Genomic DNA, 19,106 nt, shown 5'->3' on the forward strand with positions numbered 1-19,106 from the left:
GTATGTTTTCCCAGGTCGTTTCCGAATATCGGATTGTTCGTTACCCCTTCGTGATCTTCGAACAGGGCTTTTAGCCGTCTGTGACGGTTGCCACATGATTACGGGAGCCCGATAACCCTCCCGTACGTTCAAGTCATGCCCGTAACCGATCCGTTATCTTCGCGGCGGTCCGGCGGTACTACGTCTGCCCGCCGCCGCGCCACCGCCACGAAAGTGGCCACCGTGTCAGCGGTTGTCACTGCCTCCCTCGCAGTCCTGGCCGGCGCCGATCAGCACATGGCCGACACCGGCCGACTGGACGCCGGCAAGACCATTGACCTCAGCACCGAGGTGCAGCCGCAGCAGTCCGCCCAGGCCGTCGCGTTCACCCTCCCCGAGATCCCGCAGATCCCCGGCCTCACGCCCGGCACGCTGCCGTGGGAGCCGCACAAGCCGGCCATCGAAACTCGGCCGCGCACCGTCCGCCCCGTCGCGGGCGCACTGACCTCCAACTACGGTAGCCGCTGGGGTGCCATGCACAACGGCATCGACTTCGGTGATGCGCTCGGCGCCCCGATCGCCGCGGTCACCGACGGCGTCGTCATCGAGGCCGGCCCCGCCTCCGGCTTCGGCATGTGGGTCCGCGTGCAGCAGGACGACGGCACCGTCGGCGTCTACGGGCACGTCAACGAGATCCTCGCGCAGGTCGGCCAGCAGGTCCACGCGGGCGACATCATCGCCACCGTCGGCAACCGCGGCCAGTCCACCGGACCGCACCTGCATTACGAAGTGCACCACCCCGAGTTCGGCCCGATCGACCCCGCGCCCTGGCTCGGCGGGCGTGGCGTGGCCATCGAGAGCCTCGGCGGCGAATAAGCCACACCCCGCGTGCGCCGGTCGATGAGGGACCTGCGCAAGCCCGACTGCCCCGCGAACATCGCCGTTCGCGGGGCGTTCGGCGTTCCAGGGGCGGGCTAGCACCCCGGTATTACGTGCGAATGGCGCTGCAGCGGGAGGTGCGGCAGTGCCTCCGATTTCTAATTTCAATGCATGGCCACGATCGAGATGCCCTCGGCAGCACCGGATTCCAGCCGCGCCCGGCACCGCAGGCCCGCGCCGGACCTGCCCCGGATCAGCGGCCCGCTGCATCGCCCGCTGCTGTCCATGGTGGTCGCGATGACCGCGCTGGTGGCGTGCTCGATCGGCGGGATCGTCTTCGACGACCGGACGCTGCTCGGCGAATCGGTGTGGGTGAAACCGCTGAAGTTCGGGTTCGCTTTCGCGCTCTACGGCCTCACGCTGGCGTGGCTGCTGGCGTTGCCGCACAAGGGATCCCGGGCCACCTGGTGGCTGGGCACGACCTTCGCGGTCACCGGGTTCGCCGACGTCGGGTTCATCGCCGTGCAGGCCGCGCGCGGCACCTACAGCCACTTCAACAACCTCGAGACCGACACCGTCAACGCGATCGGCCAGAAGGTGTTCATGTCCGGCGTGCCGGGCCTGTTCCTCGCGAATCTGGTTATCGTGCTGATTCTTTCGTGGCAGAAGCTGGTGGACCGGCCGACCACGCGGGCGATCCACGCCGGGCTCGCGCTGGCGGTACTCGGGATGGCGCAGGCGTATCTGATGGGCTTCACCGGCACGCAGCGGGTGCTCGATGCCGACGGCAAGAGCGTGGAGCTCGTGGCCGGGCACACGGTGCTCGACGAGACGACACGCACCGAGGCGGCGCGGGACGTCGCGGGCCTGCCGGTCATCGGCTGGAGCACCAGCGGCGGCGACCTGCGTATCCCCCACTTCCTCGGGCTGCACGGCATCCAGGTGCTGCTGCTCGCGGTGATCGTGCTGGCCTGGTTGGCGCCGCGGTACGCCTGGCTGCGTGCCGAACGCACCCGCGCCGCCCTGATCGGCGTGCTGGCCGTGGGCTACACCGGAGTGTTCGCGCTGACGTTCTTCCAGGCGATGCGCGCCCAATCGCTGGTCCACCCGGACGCCATCACCCTGGCCTGCTTCGGCGGCATCCTCGCGGGCACGGGCCTGCTCGGGTTGACGGTGTACCGGCGAGCTACCGCAGGCGCTCGGCGTCTCGGGTGAGTTCGACCAGGGTCTTGCTCAGCATCGCCAGCTCCTCGGCGCCCGCGCCCTCGCTGATCGCGGTCGCCACATCCTCGGCCGCGCAGCGGGCGGCGAACCAGCGGTCGGCCAGGTCCGCGGCCTCCTGCGCGCTGAGCACCACCGAGTCGCCGGGAATCCCGGTTCCCTTCAAACTGTTGCGGTGTTCGTAGGCGCGTTGACGACAGGATTGACGGCAATACCGGCGACGGCGCCCGGCTTCCGAATCCACGATCTCCCGCCCACACCACAGGCAAGACGACAGCAAGCGGCGCGACATGAGGCAGAACAGTAACGCCTCGGGTGAGGCGTGGGAAAACCACGACACGCCAACAACTACAATGCTTAGGTTCACCGTCGCCGCAGCCGTGCCGGGAACTTAACGACACAGGCTGGTCGTTGTACTGAATGGTTCAACGAGACTCGAGCACACAGGGAGAGGCACACCATGGCAGATCGCGTACTCCGGGGCAGTCGGCTCGGAGCGGTGAGCTACGAGACCGACCGCGACCACGACCTGGCTCCGCGTCGGATCGCCCGGTATCGCACCGACAACGGTGAAGAGTTCGACGTCCCGTTCGCCGACGATGCCGAGATCCCGCCGACCTGGCTGTGCCGTAACGGCCAGGAGGGCACCCTCATGGAGGGCACCACCCAGGAGACCAAGAAGGTCAAGCCGCCGCGCACGCACTGGGACATGCTGCTGGAACGCCGCAGCAAGGAAGAGCTCGAGGAGCTGCTCAAGGAGCGCCTCGACCTGCTCAAGACCCGTCGCCGGGCGTAGTACCAACAACGTAAAAGGCCGCTTCCCTTGGGGGAAGCGGCCTTTCGCGTATTCACCTCGCTAGTGGCTGGCGACCTTGCGGTAGCGCAGCAGCGCGAGGGGTGCGGCGACGAGCAGGATGGCCAGCGAACAGCCGATCGCGTATTCGACGCAGTGCTCGGCGGCCCACCCGGTGGCCGGGGCGAAACTGGGTGGTGCGCCGTTGTCGAAGAGCTGGCGGCCGGCTGCGGCGACCGCCGTGATCGGGTTCCACTCGGCGACGGTGCGCAGCGGGCCGGGCAGGGTCTCGGCGGAGATGAAGGCCGAGGAGATGAAGCTGAGCGGGAACAACCAGATCAGGCCCGCGCTCTGCGCCACCTCGACCGTCGGTGACAGCAGGCCGGTCAGCGCGCCGACCCAGGACATGGCGAAGGCGAACAGCAGGATGATGCCGAAGGCCAGCACGGCGTCGGCGATACCGCCGTTGATCCGCCAGCCCACCACATAACCGCAACCCACCATGACGGCCAGGCTGAGGACATTGACCACCAGATCCGAGAGCGTGCGGCCCATCAGCACCGCCATCCGCGACATCGGCAGCGTGCGCATCCGGTCGATGATGCCCTTGTGCAGATCGCCCGCCAGTCCCACCGTGGTGAACGCCGCGTTGAAAGCGACTGTCTGGGTGAAGATTCCGGCGAGCAGGAACTCCCGGTACTGGCTGCCGCCCAGCGAGGCGCCGAAGATGTAGGCGAACAGGAACACGAACATCAGCGGCTGGATGGTCGCGGTCACCAGCAGTGTCGGCACGCGCAGGATCGTCAACAGGTTCCGGTACGCGACGATCGCGCTGTCCCGGAAAACCCGCATCGGCGGGTTGGCGATCTCCGGCGTCATCGCCGATTTCGGGGGCGTGGGCGCGGTCTCCGCGTCCTCTTTTCGGAGCACTGCACCGGCGGTCACGACATGATCTCCTCTTCTACCTCATCGGTTTCGTTCTCCGACTCGGTCTCGGTCTGGGCGACCGTGCCGGTCAGGGACAGGAATACGTCGTCCAGGCTGGGTCGGTGCACACTCGCGTCGAGCACGCAGACACCGGCGTCGTCCAGCCGGCGCAGCGCCTCGACCATGGTCCGGGTGCCGTCGCCGACCACCACGGACGCCTCGTCGGTGCCCGGTTCGTGGGTGGGTTCGCCGACGCCGACCTGAGCCAGCACCCGCAGCGCAGGCTTGATCTCCTGACCGGCGGCCACGGTGACGGTGAGCCGGTCGCCGCCGATCGCGGTCTTGAGTTCGTCGGCCGAGCCGCGGGCGATCACCCGCCCGCGGTCGATGACGGTGATGCGATCGGCCAGCAGATCGGCTTCCTCGAGGTACTGGGTGGTGAGCAGCACGGTGGTGCCGTCGTCGACGAGGTCGCCGATCACCCGCCACATGTCCAGGCGCCCACGGGGATCCAGGCCGGTGGTGGGTTCGTCGAGCACGACCACCGCGGGCCGGGCGACCAGCGCGCCGGCCAGGTCGAGCCGGCGGGCCATGCCGCCGGAGTAGGTGCCCGCGCGACGGTGCGCGGCGTGGTCCAGGCCGAGCGCGTTCAGCAGTTCCTCGGCTCGCGCGGAGGACTGGCGCGGTGACATGCCGTAGAGGCGAGCCACCATGCGCAGGTTCTCGTAACCGGACAGGTTCGCGTCGACCGCGGCGTACTGCCCGGACAGGCCGATGCGGCGGCGCGCGCCCGCCGGGTCGCGCAGCACGTCCACCCCCGCCACCCGCACCGATCCGGCGTCCGGCCGCAACAGCGTGGTGACGATCCGGACGGTGGTGGTCTTGCCCGCGCCGTTGGGCCCGAGCAGCCCCATCACGGTGCCCGCCGGGATCTGCAGATCGATGTTGTCGAGCACCCGGATCTTCCCGTAGCTCTTCACCAATCCGAGCACTTCCACGGCCAAACTCATGAGACGCCCCCTCGCAGGCGCGGCGTGAGCCTGCTCTGCCGGATCTTCGCGGCCAGCAGCGTGCTCAAGTCGTGCGAGCTGTAAGGGGTTGTCTCCGTTGCATTCTCAGTGCTGCCCGAATGCACCGCGCTATGTGCTGGTGCGTCTGCGGTCCCGCCGCTGCCCTCACTCATTTAGACGGTCTCCTTCTGGTCGGTGCGACGTGACGTGGTTTCGAGATGCCGGTGCAGCACCGGGCCGATCGAGGCGAGCGATTCCGGGGTCGTCATCGCCGAGTGCCGGCACGGCAACCGGTGATCGTGGATCGCACCGGTGACGAACGGTTCCCAGACCGCGGCGCAGCGGCCCGGGTCGGCGCGGTTGATCTCGTCGGCGGCCGCGGTGAAGAACACCAGGTCGCCGTCGAAGGTGCGCGGCCGGAACCCGTGGGCGAGGACCGTGCCGTTGGTGTAGCCCGCGTACAGGCGTTCCAGGTGGTCGACGGTGAGCGCCGCGAACGGGCCCGGCCGCGAGCGCAGCAGTTCGGCCGCGTCGCGCAGGTTCATCCCCGGATCCAGTTCCGCCGCGGTGTCTCCCAGCATGTCGCTGCCGAATTCCTCGATGATCTCGGCGACGCTCGGAATGGCGTGTTCCAGCCATTCGTCGGAGAGCCGGTAGCTGTCCATCATCGACAGCAGTGCGACCTGCTCCCCCGCCTCCTGCAACTGCACCGCGATCTCGTGCGCGATCAACCCGCCCAGCGACCAGCCGAGCAGATGGTACGGCCCGGACGGCTGAATCGACTTGATTTGGGCCACATAGTGTTCCGCGGCCCGCGCGATCGAGTCGAACCCGTCCTGGCCCGCTACATGCGGGGCTTGCAGACCGTACACCGGGCGGTCCGGCGAGAGGTGCGCGAGCAGGCCCGAGTAGCACCAGGCCAGCCCGATCGCGGGATGCACACAGAACAGCGGCGCCGGACCGGAAGCCGCGGTTACCGGCCGGATCGGGAGCACCGGAGCCAGCGCCGCCGCCATCGCCGCGCCCGCACCACCCGATGTTTCGAGCCGGGTGGCGATGGCCGCCGGGGTGGCTTCGCCGAACATCAGCTGCACCGGCATGTCGATACCGGTACCGCGCAGCTGCGCAACGACTTTCGTCGCCAGCAGCGAGTTGCCGCCGAGTTCGAAGAACCCGTCGTCGGCGCCCACGGTTTCCACGCCCAGCACGCTCGCGAAGGCCGCGCACAGCGCCGACTCCATCGGAGTGGCGGGCGCCCGGTAGCCGACGGCCGCGGTGAACACCGGTTCCGGCAGCGCCTTGCGGTCCAGCTTCCCGACCGGGCTCAGCGGTACCTCGTCGATCAGCATGATCGATTGCGGGACCATGTAATTCGGCACCAGCCCGGACACGTGCTGCAACAGCTCCGGCACGCCGGGCCCGGAACCGTTGCACGGCTTCACATACGAGACCAGCGCGGTGACGCCGGCCTGCGTGCGGTGCCCGATCGTGGTGGAGAACTCCACGTCCGGATGCTTGGCCAGGGCGGCGTCGATCTCGCCGAGTTCGATCCGGAAACCGCGAATCTTGACCTGATGGTCGGTGCGGCCGACGTACTCGATCTCGCGCGGTGCGACCGGGGCCGGGTCGGCGGGGCGCGCACCACGCACGGACACCGACGGTCTCGGCGGGGGCGCCATGGACGACGCGGTGCCGCGGCCGAACCAGCGCACCAGGTCGCCCGTGCGGTACATGCGTTCGCCGGGTTTGCCGTATGGGTTCGCGATGAACCGCTGCGCGGTGAGCCCGGGCCGGTTCAGGTAGCCGCGGGCCAGCGCGTTGCCGGCCAGGTGCAGCTCCCCGGTGACGCCGACCGGCGCCGGGTGCAAACGACCGTCGAGGATCGTCGCGCCGACACCGCGAATCGGACCACCGATGGTGATCGGCGCACCCGGCTGCATCGGTGCCGAGATGACCGTGACGATGGTGGTCTCGGTCGGCCCGTACACGTTGTAGAGGTTGCGGCCCGGACCCCAGCGGGTGACCAGGTCCGGTGGCAGCGCCTCGCCGCCGACCAGCACGTGCGCCAGCTCGGTGACACCGGTCGGGTCGACCGTGCCGAGCGCGGAGGTGGTGATGAAGGCGTGCGTGATCCGCTCCTCGATGAACACCTCGCGCAGGTCGGCGCCGCCGACCACACCGGGCGGGGTGATCACCAAGGTCGCCGCGCCGCCGAGGGACAGCAGCAGGTCGAGCATGGCGGCGTCGAAGCTCGGCGTCGCGAAATGCAGGACCCGGCAGCCGGGTTCGACGCCGAAACGCTGCGCGGTCTCGTTGGCGAAGTTGGACAGGCCACCGTGGGTGACGACCACGCCCTTGGGTGTGCCGGTGGATCCGGAGGTGTAGATGACGTAGGCCGGATTGTCCACGCGCAGCGCGGTATTGCGCTCGGCCGCGGTGATCGGCTCGTCCGAGGCCGCGAGCACCTCGGCCCGGAAGGCCGGGTTGTCCAGCGTGAACCACCGGGTCTCCCGGCAGGCGATGTGCAGCTGGTCGTGGTACTCGGCGAGCGTGACGCCCATGCGCGCACCGGAATCGGTGAGCATGTGCCCGATGCGCTGCGGCGGGTACAGCGGGTCGACCGGCACGAACGCCGCGCCCGCCTTGGCCACCGCGAGCATCGAGGCCACCGATTCCACCGAACGCGGGATTCCCAGGGCCACCAGGGTTTCCGGTCCGATGCCACGCTCGATGAGGACGCGTGCCAGTCGGTTGGTCCAGCGGTCGAGCGCGTCGTAGGTCACCTGGGTCTCGGCCGCCCGCAGCGCGATCGCGGTCCGGTCGACCGCGACTGCCCTGGCGAACACCTCCGGGAAGGTGATCGGGCGGTCCGGTTCCGCGCCGCGCACCTGGGCAAGCCCGGCCCATTCGGCCTGGTCCAGGATCTCCAGGTCGCCGACCGGGGCGGTCGGGTTGGCGGCGATCGCGGCGAGCAACCGGGTCAGGCGCTTGCCCAGGCGCAGCGCGGTCTGCTCGTCGAACAGATCGCTCGCGTAGTTGACCGACAGCGTGATGCCGGCGGGTTCCCGTGTCTCCGTGTGGGTTTCGGTCAGCGTGAACTGCAGGTCGAACTTGGCGATACCGGCGTCGACGTCCTCGGCGTCGATGCGCAGCCCGGGCAGCTCCAGCACGCGCACCGGATGGTTCTGCACCGAGATCATCACCTGGAACAGCGGATGATGCGCCTGCGAGCGGGCCGGGTTGAGCACCTCGACGAGCCGCTCGAAGGGCACGTCGGCGTGCGCGAAAGCGTCCAGGTCGGCGTCGCGCACCCGGTGCAGCAGGTCGGTGAAACCGGCCTCCGGGTCGACCTGGGCGCGCAGCACCAAGGTGTTGACGAACATGCCGATCATCCGGTCCAGCGCGGGGTGGCCGCGGCCGGCGATCGGGGTGCCGACGGTGATGTCGCCGGTGCCGGTCATCCGGTGCAGCAGGACCGCGAGCGCGGTGTGCAGCACCATGAACATGCTGGCGTTGTTGCCGCCGGCGATGGCGTGCAGTTCCCGGTGGGTGAAGGCGTCGATCGGGCATTCCACCAGGCCGCCGCGGTAGGACGGCACCGGTGGGCGGGGCCGGTCGGCGGGCACGCTGAGCAGTTCCGGGATGCCGTCGAGCCGATCCCGCCAGTAGGCGAGCTGGCGGCTCGCCACCGACTGCGGATCGTTCTCGGTGCCGAGCGTATCCCGTTGCCACAGTGTGTAATCCGCGTACTGCACCTCCGGTTCGGGCCAGCCGAATGCCCCGCCTGTGCAAGCCGCCCGATAGGCCAGGGCGACGTCGGCGGCGAGCGGTTCCAGCGACCAGCCGTCCATGGCGATGTGGTGCACCACCAGGACGAGCACGTTCTCGGTGGACGCGGCGGGCGGCAGCACGCCGTCCGGGTCGGGCCGCTCGGAGACGGTGATCAAGGCGGCGCGCAGCGGCACCTGGTCGGCCAGGTCGAATCCCGGTGCGGCGAAACTCCGTACCGCCTCGGCGACCTCATTGCGCGTCACGGTGGCCACGAACAGAGTGACCGCCGCCTCGGCGGGGTCGAGCACCCGCTGCTCCGGGATACCGTCGAACTCCGGGAACACGGTGCGCAGCGTTTCGTGCCGGCGCTGCACCTCGTGCAGGGCGCGCACCAGCGCGTCCACGTCGAGCGCGCCCGTCATCCGGAGCACCACCGGGATGTTGTAGGCACCGTCGGAGTTGGCGGAATCCGTTGCGGCCGGGTCGACTTCGTTGAACCGGTTCAGGAACCACAGCCGGCGTTGCGCCGCCGACAGCGGAATCCGGTCCGGGCGTTCCCGGCGCACCAGCTGCGGACGCGCCTGGTCCTCCCCCGGTCGCGCGTCGAGCAGCGCGGCGAGTTCGGCGACGGTCGGCGCGGCGAACACACTGCGCACCGCGAGCCGGACATTGCTGGCCGCGGCCAGCCGAGCCACCAATTGTGTTGCCAGCAGCGAGTTTCCGCCGACGTCGAAGAAGCTGTCGTCGGCGGAGACGGTGTCCGCGCCGAGCAGCTCGCCCATCACGCGGGCGACCAGCTTCTCGGTCTCGGTTTCCGGGGCCCGGGCCACCGACGCCGCGGCGAACTGCGGCTCGGGCAGCGCGGCGGTGTCGAGCTTGCCGACCGGGGTCAGCGGGAGTTCCTGCAACACCGTGATCGCCGCCGGAACCATATGCGCCGGCAGCTGATTGGCGATATGGACGCGCACCGCTTCGGTGTCGATGCCCCGCGCGTCGGCGGGCTGCACGAACGAGACGATCCGGTCCATGTCCGCGATGCGGCGCACCTCGGTGTGCGCGTACCGCACACTCGGATGCCCGGCCAGCGCGCTAGTGATCTCGCCGAGCTCGATGCGGAAGCCGCGCACCTTCACCTGATGGTCGCTGCGGCCCAGGTAGACGAGCTCGCCCAGGTTGTTCCAGCGCACCACGTCACCGGTGCGGTACATCCGCGACCCGAACGGGCCGTGCGGGTCGGCGACGAACCGGTTCGCGGTGAGGCCCGGGCGATCGAAATAGCCACGCGCCACACCGAATCCGCCCAGGTACAGGTCGCCGGGCACACCGACGGGCACCGGACGCATCCGCTCGTCGAGCACCAGCGCGCGGGCGCCGCGCACCGGGATGCCGATGGTGACCGGCTCGCTCGGGCTCAACGGCCCGGCCACGGTGATGACCACGGTGGTCTCGGTCGGGCCGTATCCGTTGAACAGCGACCGTCCCGTCGCCCAGCGGGCCATCAGATTCGGGTCGAGCGCCTCACCGCCGAGGCAGATCGCCTGCAGATCGGGCAGCGACCAGCGGTCGCGGTCGATGGTGGCCAGCGCGGCCGGGGTCAGGAAGGTGTGGGTGACGCGCTCGCGTTCCATCAATGCGGCGAGTTCGTCGCCGCCGTAGATATCGGGCGGGCAGATGACCATTCCCGCACCGGAGCCCCACGCCAGCAGCATGTCGAAGATGGAGGCGTCGAAACTGGGCGTGGAGAAGTGGAACGCGCGCGAGTCCCGGTCGACGCGCAAACGGTCGCGCAGTTCGTCGGCGAGGTTGGACAGGCCGCCGTGGGTGACGGCCACGCCCTTGGGCTTTCCGGTGGAGCCGGAGGTGTAGATCACGTAGGCGAGGTCGAAGATCTGGGTGGTGCGGTTGCGCTCCCAGTCGTCGACCAGCACGTCGTCGTGCTCGGCCAGTTCGCTGATCAGGCCCGCGTCGTCGAGCAGCAGCCACTCGGTGACGCGGCCGCCGTCGTGCGGGCTGCCCGCCGCGCGCAGCCGGGCGGCGTTCGCGGACATGGTGATACCGGTCCAGCAGCCGGAGTCGGCGAGCATGTGCCGGACGCGGTCGGCCGGGTACTTCGGATCGATCGGCACGAACGCCGCACCGGATTTGGTGACGGCGAGCGCCGCGACCACCGATTCGATGGACCGGGTCAGGCCGAGCGCGACCCGGTCGCCGGGGCCGATGCCGCGCTCGATGAGGGCGCGCGCCAAACGGTTGGAGACCCGGTCGGTTTCGGCGTAGGTGAGGGTGATCGGCTCGGCGTCCGGATCGGGCCGGTAGCTGAGCGCCATCCGGTCCGGATGTATGTGCGCGGTGGCGGTGAAGCAGGCCGCGAGGGTGCACGGCGGGTTGGCCGGCGACCCGGTGGCCGGGGTGAGCAGGCGTCGTTCGGTTTCGGTGCGGGCGTCGATGTCGCGGATCAGCACCCGCGGGTCGGCGGTGACCGCGGCGAGCACGCGCAGCAGCCGGTCGGCCAGGGTCTCGATCGTCTGGCTGTCGAAAAGTTCGGCGGCGTAGACGAATTCGAAGGCCTGACCGGGCTGGCCGGGGCCGTCGCAGGCGACGGCGGTGGCGCGCAGCTCCAGGTCGAACTTGGCCAGCGCGATATCGAGTTCCTCGGCGCGCAATGCCAGGTCCGGCAGTTCCAGGGTGGGCACGGGGCCGTCCTGGACGGTCAGCGCCACCTGGAACAGCGGCGGCCGGCCGACGGAGCGCACGTCCTTGCCGAGCTCTTCCACGATCCGCTCGAACGGGATGTCGGCGTGCTCCATCGCGGCCAGTTCGGTGTCGCGGTCGGCGCGCAGCAGCGCGGCGAACGGACGGTCCGGGTCGACGTCGGAGCGCAGCACCAGGGTGTTGACGAACATGCCGACGAGTTCGTCGAGCTTGGCGTCGGTGCGGCCCGCGACCGGGGTGCCGATCACGATGTCGCGGCCGCCGGTGACGCAGCGCAGCAGCACGGCCAGCGCCGAACGCAACACCATGAACAGGCTGACGCCTTGTTCGCGCGCCAGCTCGTTCAGCGCCTGCTGCACCGGGTCCGGAACCGTGAACTTGACGGTCCCGGCCTCGTGGCTCGGTGTCGCGGGGCGTGGACGGTCGTAGGGCAGCGGCAGTTCCTCGGGGATACCGGCCAGCGTGCTCCGCCAGTAGGCGAGTTGACGGCCCGCGAGGCTCTCCTCGTCGGTTTCGGCGCCGAGCACGGCGCGCTGCCACAGCCCGAAGTCCGCGTACTGCACCGGAAGCGGCTGCCAGGCCGGCGCCTCGCCGTCGTGGCGGGCCACGTAGGCGGCGGCCAGGTCGCGGGTCAGCGGACCCAGCGACCAGCCGTCGGCGGCGATGTGATGCAGCGCGATGCCCAGCAGGTAACGCTCGGAATCGCTGCGCAGCAAGGTGATTCGCAGCGGAAACTCGGTGGTGAGGTCGAAGCCGCGGCGCGCCATCTGCCGCAGCGACTGCTCGGCGCCGGACGGATTGGTGTCGATCGGCGTGACGTCCGGCATCGCCTTGGCCGTCGGCAGCACGCGCTGGTGCGCGCCCTGGCTGTCCTCCGGGAAGACGGTGCGCAGCACCTCGTGCCGCTCCACCAGATCGGTGAGCGCGGCCCGCAGCGCCGCCACATCCAAATCTCCGTCGATCCGTATGACGAATGCGATGTTGTAGGCGCTGGATTCGGGTGAGAATCGATTCAGGAACCACAGTCGCTGCTGCGGCAGCGACAATGGAATGCGTCCCGGACGCGGCGTGTGCACAGCCAGCGCCAGCCGCTGCGTCCGGGGCGCTTCCGCGAGTTGCTCGGCCACGCCCGCGACGGTGGGCGTCTCGAAGATCGCCCGCACCGGCAGGTCCACCCCGAATTCCGCGTGCAGTGCCGCGGCCAGGCGGGTGGCCAGCAGCGAGTTGCCGCCCACGTCGAAGAAGCTGTCCTCGGCCCCGCTGACGGGATGCCCGAGGATCTGCCCGAACACCTCCGCGACGCGCTGCTCGGTGTCGTTGCCCGGCGCCCGGGACGAACCCACGGCGGCGAACACCGGTTCCGGCAAGGCCTTTCGGTCCAGCTTGCCGGACTGGGTGACCGGCACCTCGTCGAGCAAGATGACCGAGGCGGGCACCATATAACCGGGCAGCCGCTGCCGCGCGGTCTCCGCGACCTCCGCGCCGGTGACCGGCTCGTCGGCGGTGACATAGGAGGCCAGGCGGGGCTGGCCGTGCTCGTCGGTGTGCACGACAGTCAGCGCGAAGCGCACGCCTGGATGCGCGCGCAGCACATGATCGATCTCGCTGAGCTCGATCCGGAAGCCCCGGATCTTGATCTGATCGTCGGCGCGGCCCAGGAAGCGCAGCAGCCCGGCGCGGTCGGCGATGACGAGATCGCCGGTGCGGTACATGCGTTCGCCGCGCCGGCCGTGCGGGTTGGCCGGGAAGCGCTGGGCCGTCAAGCCCAGGCGGCCGAGGTAGCCGCGCGCCAGGCCGGGCCCCGACAGATAGAGCTCACCCGCGGTACCCGGCGGCACCGGGTGCAGCCGGCCGTCGAGCACGAACAACCGCATACCGCGCACCGGAAGACCCAGCGGCACCGGCTGTCCCGCCTGCATCGCCCCCGAAGCCGTGGCGGCGACGGTGGCCTCGGACGGCCCGTACATGTTGTGGATCCGGTGCCGCCGCGACCAGGCCGCGACCAGTTCCTCCGAGCAGGCCTCGCCGCCGACGATGACGGCCTCGAGCTGGTCCAAGCCTTCGTCGGGCACCGTCGCCAAGGCGGCCGGGGTGATGAACGCGTGCGTGATCCGTTCCGTCCGAAGCAGACTCGCGAGCTCCCGGCCGCCGTACAGGCCGGCCGGGGCGACCACGATGGTCGCGCCCGCCGCGAAACCGAGCAGCAGCTCCAGCACCGAGGCGTCGAAGCTCGGCGAGGAGAAGTGCAGGGTCCGCGCCGCATCGGTGACACCGAACAGGTGCATCTGCTCGTGCGCCAGCGAGGCCAGACCGGCGTGGGTGACCACCACGGCCTTCGGCTTCCCGGTGGAGCCGGAGGTGTAGATCAGATATGCGGGATGGGAGACGCGCAGCGGATGATGCCGCTCCACGTCGGTGATCGGATCGGTGGTGTACCGCGCGGATTCCGCGGCGAGCTCGTCGGTTCCGAGCACCAGCCAGTCCACGGACTGCTTGCGGTGCTTGCCCTGCGCGGCCGGCCACGCGGGCATGGCGGCCAGGCATTCGGGGATCGTCAGCCCGAGCATGGCGCCCGAATCGGCGATCATGTGCCCGATCCGCTCGGCCGGGTAGCCCGGATCGATCGGCACATACGCCGCACCGGTTTTCGCGACGGCCCACACCGCGGCGATCGAGTCCAGGCTGCGCGGCAACGCGATCGCGACCACGACCTCCGGACCGGCGCCGTGCTCGATCAGCACCCGCGCCAAGCGATTCGAGAGTTCGTCGAGCTCGCGATAGGTGGTCTCATGACCCTCGTAGCGCACCGCGACCGCGTCTGGCAGGCGCTCGGCGATCTCGGTGAGCATCCGGGGCAAGGTGACCGAGGGCTCGGCGGGCGAGCCCGCGATCGGCACCAGGTTCGCGGCTTCACGACGGTCCAGGATCCCGATGTCACCGACCGGGACGTCCGGCGCGGCGACCACGGCATCGAGCACCGCGACGAACCGGCGAGCGAACGCCGACACGGTGCTCTCGTCGAAAACATCGGTGGCGTAACCGAATTCGGCGGCGAGCGGGCCGTCGGCCTGCCCGTCGTGCACCTCCAGCTGCAGGTCGAACTTGGCGATCCCCGCGTCCAGCGGCAGGATCTCGGCCCGCACCGGGGCGCCGCCGACGCCGGGCAGCTCGATGCGCAGTTCGGGGGCGCGGTCGTAGGACAGCATCACCTGGAACAGCGGATGCCGCGAGGCCGAACGATCCGGATTGACCACCTCGACGAGCCGCTCGAACGGCACGTCGGCGTTGGCGAACGCGTTCAGGTCGGTTTCCCGGACCAGGTCCAGCATCGCGCCGAAGCCCACGGCGGGATCGACCTCGGTGCGCAGCACCAAGGTGTTGACGAACATGCCGACCAACTCGTCCAGCGCCGGATCGGAGCGGCCCGCGATGGGCGTGCCGATCGCGATATCGCCGCTGCCGCACAGCCGGGCCAGCAGCGTCGCCAGCGCGGCGTGCAGCACCATGAACATGCTGACGCCCCGGGCGGCGGCGAGTTCGCTTGCGGCCCGGCGGGTTTCGGCGGAGATGGTGAATTCCACCCGGCCGCCGCCGGTGCCGCGGCGCAGCGGGCGCGGGCGATCCAGCGGCAGATCCAGCTGATCGGGCAGCCCGTCGAGGGTGTTGCGCCAGAAGCTGAGCTGGCGGCTCAGCGCACTGGTCTCGTCGGATTCGTCGCCGAGCAGCTCGCGCTGCCACAGCGCGAAGTCGGCGTACTGCACGGGCAGCGGCGACCACGCGGGCGCGGTGCCCTGGGCCCGGGCGGCCACGGCCGACATCAGGTCCCGCGCCAACGGCGCGACCGACCAGCCGTCACCGCAGATGTGGTGCAGCACCAGCAGGAACACGTGCTGGCCCGGTCCGGTGGACCACAGCGCCACCCGGATCGGGGCCTGGCTGCGCAGATCGAAACCGTACCCGGCGAATTCACCGGCGAGCGCGGCGACGTCGGCGCCGGCGGCCTCGATCGGGTCCAGCGTCAGCGGGATCTCCGCGGCCGGATGCACCACCTGGTACGGGCCTTCCGCGGATTCCGGGAAGGTGCTGCGCAGGCTCTCATGCCGTTCGATGACATCGATCAGACCGGCCCGCAGCGCGGCCACATCGAGTGGGCCGTCGACGCGGACCGCCAGCGACATGTTGTAGGCGGCGGCGTGCTCGGCGAACCGGTTCAGGATCCACAGCCGCTGCTGGGCCAGCGACAGCGGAATGTGTTCCGGGCGTTCTCCGGCAACGAGTTTCGGTGTCTCGGTGGGTGTGTGGGTGGCGAAGCGGACGGTGAGCGCGGCGATGGACGCGGCCTCGAACAGGTCGCGGATGGTGAGCCCGGCGCCGAGGGCGGCGTTGATCCGGGCCACCGCGCGCGCCGCGACCAGGGAGTTGCCGCCGAGGTCGAAGAAGTTGTCGGCGGTGCCGATCTCGGACGGTTCGAGGTCGAGCACCTCGGCGAAGATCGCGGCCAGGGTGCGTTCGACCTCGGTGCGCGGTTCGGCGCTGACGCGATGCGGGCGAGCCACCGCGGTGGCGGCGGGCAAGGCTTTGCGGTCGATCTTCCCGTTCGAATTGAGCGGTAGTTCATCGAGCGCCACCAGCATGGCGGGCACCATGTAACCCGGCAGGGTTTGGCGCAGGGCGGTGAGCAGCGCGGTGGTGTCGATGGTGTGGCCGGGCGTCGGGACGACATAGCCGATGAGCTCGTCGCCCGCGCGCCCGGTGCGGGCCACGCAGACGGCGCGCGCCACGGCCGGATCGGCCAACAGGGCGGACTCGATCTCGCCCAGTTCGATGCGCAGGCCGCGGATCTTCACCTGGAAGTCGGTGCGGCCCAGGTAATCCAGCACACCGGCGGATTCGTCGGCCGGGTGCGCGCCGTGGTCGGGGTCGACCTGCCAGCGGGCGAGGTCACCGGTGCGATACATGCGGGCGCCGGGGGTGAACGGGTTGGCGACGAACCGGTCGGCGGTCAAGCGCGGCTGGCCGAGGTAGCCGCGGGCCAGCTGCACACCCGCCAGGTACAGCTCGCCGACGATGCCGGGCGGCACCGGCTGCAGATCCGCGTCCAGCACGTAGGTCTGGGTGTTCCACACGGGGCTGCCGATCGGCACGTTCACCGGGTTGGCCGGGCACGGCCAGTAGGTGACGTCGACCGCGGCCTCGGTGGGCCCGTACAGGTTGTGCAGTTCGGCGTGCGGCAGCGCGGCCCGGAACTCGTGCGCGGTGGCGGCGGGCAGCGCCTCGCCGCTGCAGAAGACCTGGCGCAGGGTGGTGCAGCCTCGGACGTCGGTGTCGGTGACGAATACCGACAGCATGGACGGCACGAAATGGGCTGTGGTGATGTTTTTTTCGACGATGACCCGAGCCAGGTAGACCGGGTCGCGGTGCCCGTCGGGCGTGGCGACGACCAGCCGGGCGCCGATCTGCAACGGCCAGAAGAACTCCCACACCGACACGTCGAAGGTGGCGGGGGTCTTCTGCAGCACCGCGTCGGTGGCGTCGAGCGGGTAGGCGTGCTGCATCCAGCGCAGCCGGTTCACGATCGCGGCGTGCGATACGCCGACACCCTTGGGCTTACCGGTGGATCCGGAGGTGAAGATGACGTAGGCCAGATGGTCGGTGCGCAGCGGCGCCCGCCGGTCGGCATCGGTGACCGGCGCACCGTCGAAGCCCGACAGGTCGACGGTGTCGAGGGCCAGGGTGGCCACGCCTTCGGGCAGGGTGAGTGCGTCGCGCGCCGCGGTCAGCACGCAGACCGGCCGGGCCTGGCGGGCGATCTCTTCGATCCGCTCGGCCGGATGGTCCGGGTCCAGCGGCAGGTAGGCCGCGCCCGCCTTGATGATCGCGTACATGCCGACGACGAGTTCGATACCGCGGCGCAGGCACAGCCCGACCACGGTGTCCGGGCCCGCGCCGCGGGCAATGAGCAGCCGGGCCAGACGGTTGGCCCGGTCGTCGAATTCACCGTAGGTCAGTGTCTCGTCGCCGAATTCGAGCGCGACGCTGTCCGGGCAGAGGCCGGCCTGGATGGCGAACAGCCCGGCCAGGGTGCCCTGCTGGACCGGCGCTTCCGTGGCGTTCCAGTCGTAGAGCACCAGATCGCGTTCGGCGTCGGTGATGGCGGTGAGAGTGGTTGCGGGCGTGGCGGGTTCGGCGGCCAGGAAGCGGCCGAGGAAATCCAGGAAACGGGCGTGATGGGCGCCGACCTCGGCGTCGGTGTAGAGCCGCGGATTGGCTTCGAAGTCGACGTGGATGCGCCCGCCGTCGCCGTTGTAGAGATTGATCGACAGGTCCTCCACCGGGCCGGTGGACAGCACGTGCAGCGAGCCGGGCAGGCTGCCGAACTTCAGCTCGTTGTGGAACAGCATGATGTTGACCATCGGTCCGAAGAACCCGCGCGCGTCCCGGGAGTAGCCGCAGTCGCGGCGGATGTCGTCGTGCCGGTAGCGCTGATGCCGCAGCGCGCCGGTGATCTGCAGTTCGGCGGCGCGCACCGCGTCGGCGACCGTGGTTTCGGCGCCGAAGCGGATGCGGATCGGCACCACGTTCGACACCACGCCCGCCGAGCGGCGCAGCGCGACGGTGGTGCGCGCGGACACCGGAAGGCTCAGCACCACATCGGAATTGCCGGTGACCGAGCGCACGTAGCAGGCCAGCGCGGCGGCGAACAGGGTGGAGCTGTGCGTGCCGAAGGCCGCCACGGCGGCGTTCATCGCGGTATCGGTGGCGGCGTCGAGTTCCCCGGCGGCCGTGCGGCGGCCGGCATCGGGGGCGGAGCCGGGGACGGCGGCGTTGGACAGCGTGATCGCGGAGCCGGCGCCCGCCAGCTGCTCGGTCCAGTAGTCGCGGTCGTTGCGGAAGCGGCTGGAATCGCGGTAGGTCTGTTCGTCGGCGTAGATGGCGGCCAGCGCGGTGGCGCGGGAGACGGCGGGCTCGGTGTGGTTCTCCAGGGCGGAGTAGATCTCCGCGGTGCGGGTGAGGGCGTTCATGGCGCCGTAGCCGTCGATCACGATGTGATGGGCGCGGGCGTACCAGATGTAGTCGGCGTCACCGACGCGCAGAATCGCGTTGGTGGTCAACGGATCCCGCTCCAGGTCGATCGGCGAGGCGGAGTGTGCGTCCATCCAGCGCAGCGCGGCGGCCCTCGGGTCGGCTTCGCCACGCAGGTCGATGCGGGCCCAGCCGGGCCGGCGTTCCATATCGATCATCTGATGCGGGATGCCGTCGATCTCCATCAGGCGCACATGGCCGACCTCGGTTTCGGAGCCGAACCGTTCGATCGCGTAGAGCAGCCGGCCCACGTCCAGATCACCACGGATCTCGACGTACTGGGCGATGGTGAGCGGCACCTCCGGATGAATCCGCTGCGCGTACCACAGGGCCGTCTGCGCGGGCGTGAGCGGAAAAGGTTGTGCCGAGAATTCGCCAGAAGAGCATTGGTCTACGCGTTCGGTGGCCAATGACCTCATCAAATCACTCCGTTCTGCCGGTTCAATCACCGCATCGCCGTGCAACCCCAGGCGGGGTGGTGGTCGGGCGACGGGTGGGCGCAGTTGACGCAACTCCCCGAGCACCACCACGACCCGCGCGCACGCGCCAGCCGTAGGACGTGATCCACGACCTATGATTCGGAGCATCAAGACCAACGGATGGTCGCGGATGTGGATTTGTTTCACATCGAAGTGCGTTGGCAGAGCGTCGATTTCGACAGCTAATTTACGGCTAACAGGCGGATTTTGCCGGAATGAGCACTGGAAACACCCCATCAGGTGAGCGGGAGA

General features: G+C 69.8%; 7 protein-coding genes. 3 read left to right on the forward strand and 4 right to left on the reverse strand.

Features of this window, described 5'->3' with window-relative positions; all coding sequences use genetic code 11:
- Positions 1–135: 135 nt before the first annotated feature.
- Both IBX22_RS02030 and IBX22_RS02035 read left to right on the forward strand, forming a co-directional pair.
- Positions 136–855: a M23 family metallopeptidase gene (locus tag IBX22_RS02030; protein WP_194813671.1), complete on the forward strand. Its 720-nt coding sequence runs from the start codon at positions 136–138 to the stop codon at positions 853–855.
- A gap of 174 nt (positions 856–1,029) precedes the next feature.
- A complete protein-coding gene (locus IBX22_RS02035; protein ID WP_228538133.1) occupies positions 1,030–2,073 on the forward strand; it encodes a hypothetical protein in 1,044 nt (347 codons plus the stop codon).
- On the opposite strand, the gene IBX22_RS02040 is transcribed toward IBX22_RS02035, so the two are convergent.
- The gene (locus IBX22_RS02040) at positions 2,045–2,371 is read right to left on the reverse strand and encodes a hypothetical protein (RefSeq protein ID WP_194813672.1); all 327 of its coding nucleotides are present in this window, start codon (positions 2,369–2,371) and stop codon (positions 2,045–2,047) included. The two genes, IBX22_RS02035 and IBX22_RS02040, sit on opposite strands and share 29 nt — an antisense overlap.
- A gap of 168 nt (positions 2,372–2,539) precedes the next feature.
- Between IBX22_RS02040 and IBX22_RS02045 the strand changes: the two genes are divergently transcribed.
- Positions 2,540–2,875, forward strand: coding sequence for an RNA polymerase-binding protein RbpA (locus IBX22_RS02045; protein ID WP_194813673.1), 336 nt, complete (start codon positions 2,540–2,542; stop codon positions 2,873–2,875).
- Between the two features lie 60 nt (positions 2,876–2,935).
- Here the strand turns inward: IBX22_RS02045 and IBX22_RS02050 are convergent, their stop codons facing one another.
- The 3 genes from IBX22_RS02050 to IBX22_RS02060 all read right to left on the reverse strand — a co-directional run bounded on the left by IBX22_RS02050 (position 2,936) and on the right by IBX22_RS02060 (position 18,794).
- Positions 2,936–3,724 carry an ABC transporter permease gene (locus IBX22_RS02050; protein ID WP_194815518.1) on the reverse strand — a complete coding sequence of 263 codons (789 nt, stop codon included), beginning with the start codon at positions 3,722–3,724 and terminating at the stop codon, positions 2,936–2,938.
- An 89-nt stretch (positions 3,725–3,813) separates the two neighbouring features.
- Positions 3,814–4,809 carry an ATP-binding cassette domain-containing protein gene (locus IBX22_RS02055; protein ID WP_194813674.1) on the reverse strand — a complete coding sequence of 332 codons (996 nt, stop codon included), beginning with the start codon at positions 4,807–4,809 and terminating at the stop codon, positions 3,814–3,816.
- 173 nt (positions 4,810–4,982) lie between these two features.
- A complete protein-coding gene (locus tag IBX22_RS02060) occupies positions 4,983–18,794 on the reverse strand; it encodes a non-ribosomal peptide synthetase (RefSeq protein ID WP_194813675.1) in 13,812 nt (4,603 codons plus the stop codon).
- Positions 18,795–19,106: the final 312 nt, after the last annotated feature.

Source organism: Nocardia sp. XZ_19_385, assembly GCF_015355755.1.
Taxonomy (GTDB): domain Bacteria; phylum Actinomycetota; class Actinomycetes; order Mycobacteriales; family Mycobacteriaceae; genus Nocardia.